13 protein-coding genes are annotated in these 15325 nt (G+C 73.4%); 6 read left to right on the forward strand and 7 right to left on the reverse strand.

The features are described from left to right. Window positions 1–192: 192 nt before the first annotated feature. Window positions 193–1791, forward strand: coding sequence for a von Willebrand factor type A domain-containing protein (locus ACFYXC_RS01395; RefSeq protein ID WP_389545503.1), 1599 nt, complete (start codon window positions 193–195; stop codon window positions 1789–1791). Between the two features lie 242 nt (window positions 1792–2033). Here ACFYXC_RS01395 and ACFYXC_RS01400 read toward each other — a convergent pair whose 3' ends face one another. Then, window positions 2034–3827, reverse strand: coding sequence for a hypothetical protein (locus ACFYXC_RS01400; protein WP_389545506.1), 1794 nt, complete (start codon window positions 3825–3827; stop codon window positions 2034–2036). Between the two features lie 148 nt (window positions 3828–3975). Between ACFYXC_RS01400 and ACFYXC_RS01405 the strand changes: the two genes are divergently transcribed. Next, window positions 3976–5901: an AMP-dependent synthetase/ligase gene (locus ACFYXC_RS01405; RefSeq protein ID WP_389545508.1), complete on the forward strand. Its 1926-nt coding sequence runs from the start codon at window positions 3976–3978 to the stop codon at window positions 5899–5901. An 82-nt stretch (window positions 5902–5983) separates the two neighbouring features. Here the strand turns inward: ACFYXC_RS01405 and ACFYXC_RS01410 are convergent, their stop codons facing one another. Further along, window positions 5984–6376, reverse strand: coding sequence for a rodlin (locus ACFYXC_RS01410; protein ID WP_388909067.1), 393 nt, complete (start codon window positions 6374–6376; stop codon window positions 5984–5986). A 252-nt stretch (window positions 6377–6628) separates the two neighbouring features. Here ACFYXC_RS01410 and ACFYXC_RS01415 point away from each other — a divergent pair, with 252 nt between their 5' ends. The 3 genes from ACFYXC_RS01415 to ACFYXC_RS01425 all read left to right on the forward strand — a co-directional run bounded on the left by ACFYXC_RS01415 (window position 6629) and on the right by ACFYXC_RS01425 (window position 8899). After that, window positions 6629–7018 (forward strand): rodlin, encoded by a 390-nt coding sequence (locus tag ACFYXC_RS01415; protein ID WP_388909065.1) that lies wholly within the window; start codon window positions 6629–6631, stop codon window positions 7016–7018. A 375-nt stretch (window positions 7019–7393) separates the two neighbouring features. Next, a complete protein-coding gene (locus ACFYXC_RS01420) occupies window positions 7394–7585 on the forward strand; it encodes a chaplin (RefSeq protein ID WP_388909149.1) in 192 nt (63 codons plus the stop codon). Window positions 7586–7690: 105 nt separating this feature from the next. Next, window positions 7691–8899, forward strand: a complete 1209-nt coding sequence (locus tag ACFYXC_RS01425; protein ID WP_389545512.1) for a chaplin family protein — start codon at window positions 7691–7693, stop codon at window positions 8897–8899. A 41-nt stretch (window positions 8900–8940) separates the two neighbouring features. Here ACFYXC_RS01425 and ACFYXC_RS01430 read toward each other — a convergent pair whose 3' ends face one another. Continuing rightward, entirely contained in the window at window positions 8941–10155 is a 1215-nt protein-coding gene (locus tag ACFYXC_RS01430; protein WP_389545515.1) for an ATP-grasp domain-containing protein, read from the reverse strand. Window positions 10156–10321: 166 nt separating this feature from the next. On the opposite strand from ACFYXC_RS01430, the gene ACFYXC_RS01435 reads away from it, so the two are divergent. Continuing rightward, window positions 10322–11644, forward strand: a complete 1323-nt coding sequence (locus ACFYXC_RS01435) for a glycosyl hydrolase (protein WP_389545518.1) — start codon at window positions 10322–10324, stop codon at window positions 11642–11644. Window positions 11645–11666: 22 nt separating this feature from the next. On the opposite strand, the gene ACFYXC_RS01440 is transcribed toward ACFYXC_RS01435, so the two are convergent. The 4 genes from ACFYXC_RS01440 to ACFYXC_RS01455 form a co-directional block, all read right to left on the reverse strand. Beyond that, entirely contained in the window at window positions 11667–12731 is a 1065-nt protein-coding gene (locus tag ACFYXC_RS01440; RefSeq protein WP_389546734.1) for a GNAT family N-acetyltransferase, read from the reverse strand. Between the two features lie 65 nt (window positions 12732–12796). Next, window positions 12797–13453, reverse strand: a complete 657-nt coding sequence (locus ACFYXC_RS01445) for a lipopolysaccharide biosynthesis protein (protein WP_389545521.1) — start codon at window positions 13451–13453, stop codon at window positions 12797–12799. Further along, window positions 13450–14586, reverse strand: coding sequence for a glycosyltransferase (locus ACFYXC_RS01450; RefSeq protein WP_389545523.1), 1137 nt, complete (start codon window positions 14584–14586; stop codon window positions 13450–13452). Before ACFYXC_RS01450 ends, ACFYXC_RS01445 begins: the two co-directional genes overlap by 4 nt. Then, complete coding sequence (locus ACFYXC_RS01455) at window positions 14583–15302, reverse strand: polysaccharide deacetylase family protein (protein ID WP_389546737.1); 720 nt, start codon at window positions 15300–15302, stop codon at window positions 14583–14585. Before ACFYXC_RS01455 ends, ACFYXC_RS01450 begins: the two co-directional genes overlap by 4 nt. Between the last annotated feature and the right edge of the window lie 23 nt (window positions 15303–15325).

Below are 15325 nucleotides of genomic sequence, written 5' to 3' on the forward strand. Positions count from 1 at the left end.
ACACCTCGTGACGGCCGCGGTACGGATCCTCCGGACACCCTCAGGTCTCCGGAGGATCACCCACCGGTCTCGGCCGCCGCCCACCGTGGCCGCATCGAGATCCATCCGCAACGCCTTGGCCCGCTCCTTCCGGCCGCCTCCGCCGTCACAGTCACAGACGTCGGCTCACGGCGGTCACCCGAGGGGGCACACATGAGGCGCACCGAACGGCATGGGGCACGACAGGGACGGCGGCGGCGCGTGCGGGGCACGCTCGTCGCCGCGGCCGTGTCCGCGGGACTCCTGCTCACCGCGTGCGGTGGCACGGACGACGGCGGCGCGCGGGACCGGGGCGGCGCCGAGGCGGGGGAGAGCAACGGCTTCCCGGCCCCCGCCCCGGCCCTGCCGACCGGCCCGCCGAACGGCGGCACCGGCACCGGCACCGGCGAGGGGAACCGGGAGGGCGAACTTCGGGAGTTCGCGCCACCGGCCGCCGACCACCTCTCCACCTTCGCCCTGGACGTCGACACCGCGTCGTACGGCTACGCCCGCCGCACCCTGGAGGACGGCCGCCTGCCCGACCCGTCGACGATCCGCCCCGAGGAGTTCATCAACAGCTTCCGCCAGGACTACGAGCGCCCCGACGGCAACGGCTTCACGGTCACGGTGGACGGCGCCCGCACGGACAGCCCGGACTGGCGGTTCGTCAGGGTCGGGCTCGCCACCCGCGGGGCCGGGGACGGCGGCGAACGTCCGCCCGCCGCCCTCACGTTCGTCATCGACGTCTCGGGTTCGATGGCCGAACCGGGCCGCCTCGACCTGGCCAAGGAGTCCCTGGGCGTGATGACGGACCGGCTGCGCGACGACGACGCGGTCGCGCTCGTCACCTTCAGCGACGAGGCGAGGACCGTTCTTCCGATGACCCGGCTCGGCGACCACCGCGGCCGGGTCCACGAGGCGATCGACACCCTCGAACCGGCCGACTCGACCAACCTCGGGGCGGGCCTCACCACCGGGTACCGTACGGCCGTCGACGGGCTGCGCCCCGGAGCCACCAACCGGGTGGTGCTGCTCTCCGACGCCCTCGCCAACACCGGCGAGACCGACGCCGACGCGCTCCTCGACCGGATCGCGGGCGCCCGCCGGGCGCACGGCATCACGCTCTTCGGCGTCGGCGTGGGCAGCGACTACGGCGACGCGCTGATGGAGCGCCTCGCCGACAAGGGCGACGGGCACACCACGTACGTGTCGGACGCGGCGGAGGCGCGCAGGCTCTTCTGCGACGAGCTGCCCCGCACCATCGACCTCACCGCCAGGGACGCCAAGGCGCAGGTCGCCTTCGACCCGGCGACCGTCGAGCAGTTCCGGCTGGTCGGCTACGACAACCGGCGGGTCGCCGACGAGGACTTCCGCGACGACCGGGTGGACGGGGGCGAGACCGGGCCCGGGCACACGGTGACGGCGTTGTACGCGGTGCGGGTCAAGCCCGGTGCGCGGGGGCACGTCGCCACGGCGACCGTGCGCTGGCTCGACCCCGAGACGCGTGAGCCGTACGAGGAGACGGGGCAGGCCGGCGTCGACGCGCTCGACCGGCCGCTGTGGGACTCGGGAGCCGGGCTGCAGGTCACGGCGGTGGCCGCGTACTTCGCCGACGCGCTGCGGGGCGGGGACGGCCGGTGGAGTGCGCTGCCCGGGGCGCCGCCGCTCCCGGAACTGGCCCGGCGGGCGGCCCGCCTGGCGTCCCTCACGGACTCCACCCCGCTACACCGGCTCACCGACACGATCAACAGGGCCAAGGCCCTGACACTCTGACCCCCCACACCCCTGAAGGGGGTCCGCACGTTGCTTGGCACGTGCGGCCCGCGTGTGGCTGGCCGCGCAGTTCCCCGCGCCCCTGACGGGGCCCCACCGAGCCCCGCCCAAGGGGCGCGAGGAACTGCGCGCCAAGCCCCCACCCACCCGCACCTTTCGGGCGACGGCACCCCCACTCACCTAGGGGCGCGGGGAACTGCGCGCTCAGCACCAACCCACCCGCACACGGCGCCCCGGTCCATTCACCCGCACAGCTCCCGCTCCGCCCGTTCCGGGTCCGGCGGGAAGCGGAAGGCGGTCCGTTCCCACGACCCGGCGACGTTCCGAAGGAAACGTCCCGGAGTCATCACCCCCCGCACCGACGCGTTCAGCTCGGCAAGCCCCCCACACCGCAACGCCCGCCGCGCCGCGGCGACCTGCCCGGGGTCGACCCACCCCGGCCGACCCCCCGCCACCCCCCGATCCGCGGCCAGCCAGGCGGCCGGCAGCCGCTTGTCGTGCCCCACCCGCCCCCGCCCGACCCGCTCGGAGTGCGCGGCCAGGGGATACGCGAGCCCGATCGGATCGAGCGCGGCCCCGTCCAGCGGGACGACGGCCCCGTTGAGCCCGAGGACCACATAACTCGCCGTCACCCCGGGCGAGACCGCACCCCCACGCCCCTCCTTGCCGAACAGCAGCACCGGCGCCCCCGACCGACGCGCCGCCGACACCTGCCGCACGTACGCAAGGTGATGCGGCGCCCCGACGAACGTATGCCGCACGGGATGCGGATCCGCGTTGTGGCGGACGTACACCCCGCGTTCGTCGGCGATCCCCGCCGGCCCGATCTGCCCCCCGTACGGCATCCGCAGCCAGCCGGCGCACACCACCGCCCACAGTCCGACCCCGACCGCGGCCGGCACGGCCACCCGTGTCACCGGGACGGCGAAGACGGGCAGCAGCATCAGCAGCAGCCCGGGCAGCAGCATGCGCCCGTGCATGAAGTCCCCGCCCACCTTCACCACGTACACCCAGCACGACAGCCCCGCGAGGACGGGAGCGAGCACGGGCACGAACCGCACCACCCCGAACCCGCGCGCCCCTCCGCCACGCAAGCCACCGCCACGCAAGCCACTGCCACGCAGACCCAGCACCGCCGCCGCCACGAACAGTGCGGGCAGCCACAGGACATACGGCTGCGCGAAGTCCGCCAGATACACCAGCCCCCGCCCCCACAGACTCCGCGACGCCTCCTTCGTCACGGCGGGCAGCGGCACCAGGTGCCCGTAGTACCCGGCCCGGAACACCTCGTACGCGGCCGGCACCACCCCCGCCGCCCCCGCCCCGGCGCACACGCCACGCCACGACGGCCGCACCAGCAGCCACTGGGCCCCCAGGAACACCACGGTCACCAGCCCCAGATCGGGCCGCACGAGAGGACCGAGGCCGATGACCACCGAGGTCGCCAGGGAGGCCGGCCGGGCCGTCAGCGCCAGCCACGCCCCGGCGATCCAGCAGGTGGCGAGCCCCGTCTCCAGACCCGAGGTGGCGAAGTCCCACACGGGAGGCAGCCCGAGCAGCACCAGCGACCCCAACGGCACGGCCACGCGCCCGCCGTACGTCCGCAGCGCCCCGATCCCCGCGAGCGCGAACCCGGCGGCGGTCAGCAGCAGCCCCCCGAACACCGCCGCCGACGCCACGTCGATCCCCGCCGCCCCGGCCCCGACGAGCAGCCACTGCCACAGCGTGCCGGTCGACGACTCGACCCGCTCACCGGCGTTGAACACGGGCCCGTTCCCCGCCAGCACCTGCCGCACGGTCCGTACGTAGATGTAGGCGTCGTCGGACATCCACCGCCGCCGGAACCCCGCGTACGCCACGAGGAGCGCGGGCACGAGCCACACCGCCGTCCGCCGAAGGCCCGCCCACCCGGTGTCGCCGGGGAGTTCGGGCGGCCGGTTCCCGGGGTGCGCGAAGCGCGACAGGCGCGAGAGGTGCGGGATGTGCGAGGGCTGCGAGGGATAGGAGGGATGCGCGGGCGAGTGCGTCGACGTCATGACCCGTTCATCGGCCCGGGTCCGGCCGACCTTGACGCCCCGGTTCCGCCGGACGTCCCGAGCCGGTTGAAAAATTCCTACGCTCGAGTAAGTTTACTCAAGAGTAAGTAAGCGTCACCGCACCACGAGCCGCCACCGGGGAGCCTCCATGGGCGTACGCAAGGACCTGAAAAGGGCGAAGAAGCGCACCGCTTCGGCGGACCGCGCCCAGGTCGAGGTCACGAGGGACGCGAACGGAGTCGTCCGTGAGGCACGCACGCCCGTCCTCGCGCCCGCGACCACCACCGGCAGCACCGCCGACCTGCCCTTCACCAACGCGGCCGAGGCCCCGGACGCCGTGGTCGTCCGCCGCAGGGAGCGCGGCGGCTGGCGGCCCGTGACCGCCGCCGCCTTCGCCCGCGAGGTCACCGCCGTCGCCAAGGGACTGATCGCGGCGGGCCTCGAACCGGGCGGCCGCGTCGCGGTCATGTCCCGTACCCGCTACGAGTGGACGCTGCTCGACTTCGCGATCTGGGCCGCGGGCGGCCTGTCCGTGCCCGTCTATCCCACGTCCTCCCCCGAGCAGATCGAATGGATCGTCCGGGACTCGGCCACCCGCTTCGTCGTCGTGGAGACCGCGGAGAACGCGGCGGCGGTCGCCACCGGCACGGCCGGCCACCCGGCGCCCCCGCACATCTGGCAGCTCGACGCGGGCGCCGTCGCCGAACTGACCGACGGGGGCCGCGACATACCCGACGAGGACGTCACCAAGCGCCGCACGGCGCTGACCCCCGACTCCGTCGCGACGATCTGCTACACCTCCGGCACCACCGGCCGGCCCAAGGGCTGCGTCCTCACCCACGCCAACCTGTACGCGGAGGCCGCGAACACCGTCGAGCTCCTCCACCCGGTCTTCAAGGAGGTCACCGGCGAACAGGCGTCGACCCTCCTCTTCCTCCCCCTCGCCCACATCCTGGGCCGCACCCTGCAGATCTCCTGCCTGCTGGCCCGCATCGAACTGGGCCACTTCCCGAGCATCAGGCCCGACGAACTCCGCCCGGCACTGCGGGAGTTCCGGCCCACCTTCCTGGTCGGCGTGCCCTACCTCTTCGAGAAGATCCACGGCACCGGCCGCGCCACCGCCGAACGCATCGGCCGCGGCGCCTCCTTCGACCGCGCCCACCGCGTCGGCGTCCGCTTCGGCGAGCGGCACCTCGACAGGTTCCTCGGCCGCGGCAAGGGACCGGGACCCGGCCTCCGCGCCGCCTGGGCCCTGTACGACCTGCTGGTCTACCGCCGCATCCGCAAGGAGATCGGCGGCCGCACCCGCTACGCCATCAGCGGCGGCTCCCCGCTCGACCGCGAGCTGAGCCTCTTCTTCTACGCCGCGGGCATCATGATCTACGAGGGCTACGGCCTCACCGAGACCACCGCGGCCGCGACGATCGTCCCGCCCCTGCGACCGCGCCCCGGCACGGTCGGCCTCCCCGTACCGGGCACCGCCGTCCGCATCGCCGACGACGGCGAGGTGCTGATCAAGGGCGGCATCGTCTTCGGCGCCTACTGGAACGACCCGGCCGCCACCGACGCGGTCCTGTCCGGCGAGTGGTTCGCGACCGGTGACCTCGGTTCGCTCGACGAGGACGGCTACCTCACCATCACCGGCCGCAAGAAGGACATCCTCGTCACCACGGGCGGCAAGAACGTCTCCCCGGCCGTCCTGGAGGACCGCCTGCGCAGCCGGCCTCCGGTCGGCCAGTGCGTCGTCGTCGGCGACAACCGCCCCTACGTCGCCGCCCTGATCAGCCTGGACCGCGAGGACCTGGCCCACTGGCTGTACGTCCGCGGGATGCCGGCCGACACGCCGATGGCCGAGCTCGTCCACGACCCCCGGCTGCGCGCCGACGTCCAGAAGGTCGTGGACCACGCGAACCAGGCCGTCTCCAGGGCGGAGTCGATCCGCGCGTTCACGCTGGTGGAGGGCGAGTTCACCGAGGAGAACGGCCTGCTCACCCCGTCCCTGAAGATCAAGCGCCACGCGGCACTTCAGGCGTACGCCGAGCAGGTCGAGGCGCTGTACGCGTCCGGACGCTGACGCACGGCCACACAGAAACGGGCGGGACCACCGATGTGTTCGGTGGTCCCGCCCTCCCGCCCGTCCTCGGTCCCGCCCGAACTCAGTCCTCGCTGTTGGCGGAGAGGATCGACACGTCCTCCAGCAGGTGCGCCAGCGCACCGTCGCGCTTGGCCTGCGTGGAGTTCTCGACACACTGCTGGGTCATGTCGTCCGACAGGATCGGGACGTCCTGGATCGGGATCACGTTGATCACCGGGATGTTGATGTCGTTCAAGCCGATGCAGGGCTTGTTGAAGGAGCCCTGGATGAGCGCCATCTGCGGGCTCATGTTGCCGTGCGTGGCGGAGTTGCCGTAGTACTGCGCGGCCGCGTTGCCGTTCGCGGTGCTGGGGCCGCTGTCGTCGCCGATCGCCAGCGCCTGCGGAGCCACGGCAGCGGAAGCACCCACGACGGAAGCGGCGATCGCCGCGGTGGCAAGAACCTTCTTGATCATTACCCAAGTCCTTTCTGAAGAAACCCCGTCCACCGGAGCGTTCTGGTTCAACTGCATCGGCGCGGCATGGTTTCTCCCGTTCACTCCGACGGCCCACACCGGGAGCGGTTCCCGGGGAACACGGGGCGGTCGCCTTTCCCACCTGTCCATGGATTCAATGCGGGCCAACCGGGTGAACGCCCGCAACCAATCCCGTGGCCGCCGGTTGATGAGGCCGTAGGACATGCGTCGCTACTAGGAAAGGAACGCGAAGTGCTTAAGAAGGCAATGTTCGCCGCGGCGGCTGCCGCTTCTGTCATCGGTATGTCGGTGGCGGCCGCTCCCCAGGCGCTTGCCGTGGGTGACGACTCCGGACCGGCCGTGGCCAACGGCAACGGTGCCTCGTCGGCGTTCGGCAACTCGGCGACCAAGGGCGACATGAGCCCTCAGCTCTCGCTGGTCGACGGGACCCTCAACAAGCCCTGCGTGGGCCTTGAGGACATCAACGTCGCCGTCATCAACATCGTCCCGCTCCAGGATGTCCCGATCCTGTCGGACGACCTCGCGCAGCAGTGTGCGGACAACTCCACCCAGACGAAGCGCGACGCCGCCCTGTCGCACATCCTGGAGGACCTGTCCGTTCTGTCGGCGAACGGCGACTAAGCCGCATCCGGCACCGCCCGGGTTGTCCGCTGGAGTCGCACGCGGACAGCCCGGGTTCCTCCCCGCGTGTGTTTCGGTGGTGCCCCGGGCGTTGTGTGCGGTGCTGCCGCATGTGGACAACCGTCTGTGGATGCGCGAAATCGCGCTGCTGCCCCCTTCGGGGCACGGCGGCGATTCGGTGCGTTCGAGTGAATTGCCAAGCCGTTCACATTACGTAGTTTCTTCGGACCTCCGTTCCTCGTTAACAGCCCGAGGTCGTGCTGCGAGCCGTCCAGGATGCGCTCGCTCGGTTTCGGCCGTCACAGGGGCATGACCGCAAAGAAGGGAAAGCACGTGAATCACAAGAAGAGCGCAGCTGCCATCGCCGGAGCCATCATGGCCCTCGGAATGGCGGCCCCCGCCTTCGCCGACGCCGGTGCCCAGGGCGCCGCAGTGGGCTCCCCCGGCGTCCTCTCCGGCAACGTCGTCCAGGTGCCCGTTCACGTTCCCGTCAACGTGTGCGGCAACACGATCAACGTGATCGGCCTGCTGAACCCGGCGTTCGGCAACACCTGCGTCAACGACTGACACGTCGGAACGCACCAGCCGTTCGGCTGAGTCATGCCGGCCTTGGACGACCTACTGGGCGCCAAGGCCGGCTTCTCCACTTTTACGAGCAGGAAGACAACTACGTTGCGACAGACCCTGAGCAGGGGAATGGTCGTGGCCGCGGCCGCGACGGGCATTCTGTCCATGTACGGCACCCCCGCGTTCGCCGACGCGGAGGCGCACGGGGGCGCGGTGGGCTCGCCCGGCGTCGCGTCGGGCAACGACGTGGCGGTGCCGGTGGGCGTTCCGGTGAACGCGTGCGGCAACTCCGTCGACGTGGTCGGCGCGTTGAACCCGACCTTCGGCAACTCCTGTGCCAACGCCTCGACCTCGCACGACGAGCACCGAGCCCCCCACCACCAGGCCCCCTCCCACGCCTCGCCCGACCACGCCCCGAGCCATGACGAGCCCCGTCACGACGGACCCCGTCACGACGACGGTCACGGCGGCAAGGGCGGTCACGGCGGCCATGGCGACGACGGCCGTCACGGCGGCCACGGTCACGACGACGGCCGCGGCGGTCGTGGTCACGACGACGGCCGTAACGGCGGTCATGGTCACGACGGCGGTCACGGTCGTCAGGGCGACGACGGCCGTCATGGCGGCCACGGCGGCCACACCGACGACGGCGGCCATGTCGGGCACAGCGGCCACGGTGGCTTCGGCGACGACGGCGGCCACGGCAGTCACGGCGGCTTCGGCGACGACGGCGGCCACGGCAGTCACGGCGGCTTCGGCGACGACGGCGGCCTCGGCGGCTTCGGGGACTTCGGCTCGTACGGGCCCTCGGGCGGGTACGAGCACTCGGGGTCCTCCGCCGACGGCGGGGCGCACGGTTCGCCCGGTGCCGTCAGCGGCAACGACGCCGCGGTGCCGGTGGACGTACCGGTGAACGCCTGCGGCGACTCGATCAACGTGATCGGTCTTCTCAACCCGGTGTTCGGCAACGACTGCGCCGTCCAGGACGGTCCGGGAGGCTACGGCGACGACACGCCGCCGTCGAAGCCCCCGCACACCCCGCCCTCCCACCCGCACACCCCGCCGACCCACCCGCACACGCCTCCGTCCACTCCGCCGTGGACGGCTCCTCCGTCCTCGTCCCCCGAGCCTCCGGTGGCGGCACCGCCCGCGGCGCCCGAGACCGGCACGCCCTCTGCCGGCCCGGTGTCCGGCCCGGAACTGGCACACACCGGAAGCGACGGAATGCTCGCCGCCTCGGGCGCCGGCATGGGCCTGCTGATCGGCGGAGCGATCCTGTACCGCCGCAACCGGGCCGCGGCCCGCAGCTGGTGACCCGCCGGGTGCCGGACGCCACGCGCCCGGCACCCCGACGGTCAGCGCCCGGCGCCCCGCCCCGCGCCGGTCGCCGGCGCGGACGCCCCCGGCCGTACGCGGCCCAGCAGGCGCCGGGCCACATGACGGGACCACAGCGCCCACAGGTCCACACCGGGCGCGAGATCGTCCCGGGCGTGCCAGGCGCGCTCGGTGCCGCCCCGGAAGACCGCCGCGAAGGGCGCGTAGTTCTCCACCACGAAGGTCCGGCCCGGGCGGGGGACGGGCACCGGCAGCGGACGGTGCGTCAGGTCCAGGTGCTGGGCCCGCACCACGTCGAGGCCCGCCCCGTCGGCGAACAGCCGGAACTGCGCGCCGGGCCGCGGATTGAAGTCGAGCAGGTGGTACGCGCCGCTCGCCCCGTCACGGCGGAAGTCCAGGTCGAAGATGCCGCGGTAGCCGAGCGCCGACACCAGCCGCTCGGCGAGCGCCTGCACGGCCGGATTCGGTGTCCAGCGCCCCATCGTGGTCAGGCCCGCGCCGCGCGGCCAGGCCCGTAGCTTGCGGCCCGGGCCGCCCCCGCACACCGCCCCCGACCGGTCCACGTACCCGTGGAAGAACCAGTCCCGGTCCCGCCCCGGTGGCAGGAACGCCTGGAGCAGCAGCCGGCTGCCCGCCTCCTCGGTCCGCCGGCACAGGGCCCGGGCCTCCTGCGCGGAGCCCAGCACCGACGTGCTGCGCAGACCCGAACCGGCGGGCATCAGCCACGGGCGGCTCCACTTCGCCACCACCGGCAGCCCCAGCCGCCGGACCGCCGCGGCCGCCTGCGCGGGGCTGTCCGGAACCAGCGTCGTCGGGTGCGGGATCTCCGCGGACCCGCACACGGCCGCCAGTTCCGCCTTGTCCGCGACGCGTTCGGCGAGACCCCGGGGGGCCGGCGGCAGCAGGAACCGGGGTGCGAGCTCGTCCCGCATGCGGTCCACCGCGACGGCGCTCGCGTCATCCATTGGGATCAGTACGGCGGGACGGGTCACCCGGGCCGCCACTCGGCGCAACGCCAGGGCGATGTCGGCGGGCGGCGAACCGGGCGCGGGCGGCGGATGCATCCGGCACACGAAGCGCGAACCGCGCACCGGACTTCCGACGCAGTCCGCGACGAGGTGTACGTCGATCCCGGCCCGGCCGAGCGAGCGTACGGCCCCCAGCGTCCCGTGGTGGAAGGGATTGCGGTCGATGCGCAGCAGTACGGCGGGGACACGGATGTCGAAGGGCGGCATGGGCACGTTTTCCTCGAGGTCTGTTCATGACGTCTGTGGTGATGTCTCACCCGTGCGGGTGAGCGGGCCTTCCCCCGGGCGCTCGGCCCCGGTTGGCGCAGTGCCGCTGGCCGTGACTGAGTGTCAGTGGACGGTTGGACGGTGAAACGAAGCGCGAGGAGCTGGCATGGCCCCACTGCAACGGACCCGAACCGGACGGCCGGCATGCGCCGCCGCCGTACTCACCGCCGTACTCACCGCCGGGCTCCTCACCTCGGCCGGCCTCGCGTCGGGGACGGAGCACTCCACGGGCGCGGGAGCGGCGACCGAACCACCGCCCTCGCCGCCGACCGGTGTCGTGGCGCCGATGGCTCCCGTACGGCCGCAGCTCCCGGTGACCCCGCGCCCCGCGCCGCCGAAGGACTCCGGGACGCCGGCCTTCGGCGCCTACCTGGACTACGGGCCCCGCGGGGTGGGCCGGATCGCAGAGCTCAGCCGCTGGCTGGGCGGCAGCGAGCTGCGCGTGGCGCACACCTATCTGCCGGGCGACCTCTGGAGCAACATCGAGGGCCTGCCCGGATTCCTCGACGCGTGGGCGGACTGGCGGCGCCAGCGGGACGACCGGCTCTTCGTCCTCAACGTCCCCATGCTGGAGCGCAACGAGGATCACGTCTCCGACCCGGAGGTGCGCAGCCTGCTGCGGCGGGGCGCGGCCGGAGAGTTCGACCACCACTTCCGCAAGCTGGCCGAGCGGCTCGTCGAGCTGCGGGTGCCCGACACCGTCATCGTGCTCGGCTGGGAGATGAACGGCATCACGTACACCCATCGTTGCGGGCCGGACCCGGAGGCGTGGAAGACGTACTGGGACAGGATCGTCACCGCCATGCGGGCGGTGCCGGGGCAGAAGTTCCGGTTCGACTTCACCCCGAACCGGGGCCGCGACGCCATTCCCTGGACGGAGTGCTATCCGGGCGACGAGACGGTCGACATCATCGGCATGGACTCGTACGACCAGCCGCGCGGACAGTCATTCGACGAGGCGGTGTCCGAGCCCTACGGGCTGCAGGCGCACGTCGATTTCGCGAAGGAACACGGAAAGCCGATCTCCTATCCCGAATGGGGGCTCTTCCGTAACGGGGACAACCCGACGTACATGCGGCGCATGCTCGCCTGGCTGGACGAGCACAAGCCGCTCTACAACACGCTCACCGACTACTGCCCGCACGGTGTGTGGCAGTGCGACGACAACCCGAGGGCCTCCGAGGTCTACCGTTCGGTGCTCTCCGGCCGCACCGACCCGGCGCCGACCGACCCGACCCCGAAGCCGACCGATCCGGCGCCGAAGCCGACCGATCCGGCGCCGAGGCCCACCGATCCGGCGCCCAGGCCGACCGACCCGGCGCCCGTGCGGCCGCCGGACTGCTCGCCCGTGGAGCTGGGCGAATGGGCCGAGTACTGGCTCGGCGGGAAGCTCTGCCTGCGTCTCGACTGGTGGTCGCGCAACCGCTGACCCGAAGGCGGCGGCGGGTCGGTCACGGCCTGCCGCCACCGCGCCCCCTCCAGTCGAGGAACCGGTCGAGCAGCTGCTTGCCCCGGCTGCGCGCGGCCACGTCACAGACGGCGGCGGACATCAGCGGCGCCGTCCGCCGCCGGGCCAGCAGGAAACGCTGGTTGACGACGGGCAGGGGACGCCAGTGGTGCTTGTAGGGCTCGTTGCCCCGCAGCAGGCTCAGCACCCGGCGCCCGCCCGTCCCGGTGTGCTGGACACAGGCGTGCAGCAGCATCGTCGCCACGTCCGCCTTGCGCTCCCGCAGCTGCGGATGCGCGCCGTACAGATAGCCGCCCGCCAACCGCGGCGACAGGAGCGTCAGATCCACCGCCACCACGGTGTCGTCCACCAGGAACTCGGTCACCACCGCGTCCCCGGCGCGGACCATCGGCCCCACCGAGCGCACCAGATGCTCGGCGAACCGCTCCCGCAGATGCTCGGCGGTCACCTTGCGGCCCTGCCACTGCAGCCGGTGCAGCTCCAGGAGCCGGCGCAGCGCCGCGTCGACCCCGTCCGGGCGTACGGCACGCCGTTCGACGCCCAGCGACTTCAGTCTGCGCAGCTTGGCGCGGACCCGCTGCTGGGCCTTGGCCGTCCCGAGCCGCCCGATCAGGTCGTCCATCGGCACGGCGGGCAGCTCCAGGCACAGCGAGTCCAGCACCCGTCGGCGAGGGCCGCGCCAGCGCGCGTACACCCGCTCGACCGCGCCGCCGGGCCGTACCTCACGGAAGTCGATCAGCGCGGTGCGCGCGGCCGCGGCCAGTCCGTCGGCCAGGGCCGCGGCGGCCCGGTCGGCCCGCTCGCCGTCCTCGATCAGCACGTCCCCGAAGTCGGAGATCGGCCCGCCCAGCGGCACCAGGACCGGCCACGGCTGCCGTACGAGCATCAGCGGGGCCGCGGCCACCAGGTCGTCACCGTCACGGACGACGACCAGGCGCAGCCGGCCGGGCGTGCCGTACGAGAGCCACCACGAGTGCAGCCAGGCGTGGCTCTGGAACGGGGTCGCCGCACCGCACCGCCGGTACAGCAGTCCCCACTCCTCCGCCATCCCGCCGAACTCCCGCTCGTCCGTGCAGAGCTGCGCGCGCAGTTCCGTGCGCGCGGCGGTGGCTCTCACAGCTGCCCGCGGAAGACGGCGGCGGTGGCGGGGCCCGGCACCGAGGCCGTGGGCGCGGGCTCCGGGGCCCGGCGCGGCCGGACCAGCAGCGCGAGCCCGCCGAGCAGGCCGCCGGCGCTCGCGCCGACGAGTCCGGTCACCGCGGCGGACGCCGAGGACGCCTCGGTGGGCTCGATGGCCCGGGAGAACTGCAGCAGCTCCACATGGGTGCTGTCCTCGCTGTCGTTCGCGTGCCGGGTCAGCGAGCGCGACACGGCGTTGGCGATGTCAGCGGCGAGGTCGGGCTCCGCGGAGGTGGCGGTCACCGCGACCATGGGCGCGTCCGGCGAGGTCGCGGTCCGTACGCTCTCGCGCAGGGTCGACACCGGCACACCCGCCCACACCTGGGCGTCCCCCAGCACCGCGAGCTGGGTGGCGACCCGTCCGTACGCCTGCGCGAAGCCGAGCGCGGCCGCCGGGTCCGACTGCTTCGTGGGGACGGCGATGACGTAACTCGTGGCGGTGTACTGCGGGGTCCTGAGACCGCCGTACGCGCTGCCGAGCACGCCGCCGAGGAGGACGCCCGCGGCCAGCAGGGCCCACGGCGGCAGCGCCCTGGCGCGGGCGAGTGCCCAGCGCGCCCACTCGGCCGGACGGTCGGGGTTGTCGGTCATGTGGAACTCACTCCCAGAGTTGCGGCCGTGTAGATGTCCATGAGCCGGTCGGCACTGCGGGCGATGCTGTAGTGGTGGGCGGCGTCCGGCGCCGCACGCGTCCCGGGGGCCTGCGCGCGGGCCTGCCGCAGGGCCCGTACGAACGAGTCCGCGCCGCCCTGCACCCGGCGGGCGAACGGCGCCGCGTCCCGGGGCAGGTCGTCGACGGCCGGGCAGGAGACGTAGAGCACGGGCAGGCCCGCCGCCAGGGCCTCCACGACGGCGAGCCCGAACGCCTCCTCCGCGCAGGGCGAGGCGAGGACGTCCATGGCACCGGTCAGCGACGGCAGGTCCAGGCCGCCCGCAGTGGTGTGCCCGGTGGGCCCGTTCGGGCGCTCGCCGGTGAACAGCACCCGGTCGGCGACCCCCCGGTGCTGGGCCGCGCGCCGCAGGACGTTCTCCTCCGGCCCGCTGCCGACCAGCAGCAGCCAGACGTCGTCCGGGAGTTCGGCCAGTGCCCGGACGAGCACCTCGAACCGCTTGCCGGCCGTCAGGCGCCCGACACCTCCGACGACGTACGCCCCCTGCGGCAGCCCGAGCCGCCGCCGGGTGCTCTCGCGCCGGGCGGGGTCGAAGCGGAAGCGGGCCACGTCGATGCCGTTCGGTACGACCTCGATACGCGGTTCCGGCACCCCCCAGCGGCGCAGCCGTTCGGCGACCGTGGGCGAGACGGCGACCGTCGCGCGGCCCAGGCGCTCGCTGGCCAGATAGAGCGCCCGCACGCCAGGGGTGAGCCGGCGGCCCTCCATCTGCGAGTCGCCGAGCGAGTGCTCGGTGGCCACGACGGCCCGCACCCCGGCCAGCCGCGCGGCGACCCTGCCGTACACGCAGGCCCGGTAGAGATGCGTGTGGACGAGGTCGTACCGGCCGCGGCGGATCAGCCGGACGAGCCGGGGGAGTGCCGTCAGATCGCGGTTGCCCTGTATGCCGAGGTGGGTGACGCGCACGCCGTCCGCGGTGAGGCCCTCGGCGACGGCGCCCGGGTTGGTGAGGGTCACCACGTCGCAGTGGACCGGCAGGTTCCGCACCAGCAGGCGCAGTTGCTGCTCGGCCCCGCCGACGCCGAGACCGGTGATGACGTGCAGGGCCCTCACCGGGCCGCCGCCACCGGGCCGGCGCCGGTCAGGGTCACCGGGCGCCGGCGGAACCCGCCCAGGCGGTACTTCAGCAGCAGCCGCCAGGACCCGTCCCTCTCGCCGATGTGGACCCGGGGGAGGGCGAAGGTGCCGGTCAGCGGGCCGGGGTCGATGGCACACGCGTAGCCGTACCCGGCGGCCCGCGCGGCGTCGGCGACCCGCTGGTCCACGGTCCCGTACGGGTAGCACAGGCCCCGCACCTCACGGCCCGTCAGCTCGGCGAGCAGGGCCCTGCTGCCGCCGACCTCGGCGCCCAGCAGCGCGTCGTCGGCCAGTGTGAGGTCGATGTGGGTGAGGCCGTGCGAGGCGATCTCCAGGCCCTCGGTGTCCGCGAGCCGGCGGATGCCGTCGGCGGTGAGGAGCGGTCTGCGGGGGCCGAGCGGGTCCCACTCGTTCGTGCCGCCCAGCCGGCCCGGCAGGACGAACACGGTGGCGCCGAAGCCCAGGCGCCGGAGCACCGGCAGGGCGTTGTCGGCGAAGTCCGCGTACCCGTCGTCGAAGGTGAGCCCGACCAGGCCCCGCCCTTCGCCGCGGGAGTGGGCCGCGAGCAGGTCGGCCACGCTCACGCCGCGCAGGCCCCGGCGCCGCAGCCAGTCGAGCTGCTGTTCGAGGCGGTCGGGCGAGACCGTGATGCGGTACGGGTCGTCCGAGCAGTCGCCCACCGAGTGGTACATCGCCACCCACAGGGCCGCCGGGC

The sequence above is a fragment of the Streptomyces sp. NPDC002701 genome (assembly GCF_042889045.1).
GTDB lineage: Bacteria > Actinomycetota > Actinomycetes > Streptomycetales > Streptomycetaceae > Streptomyces.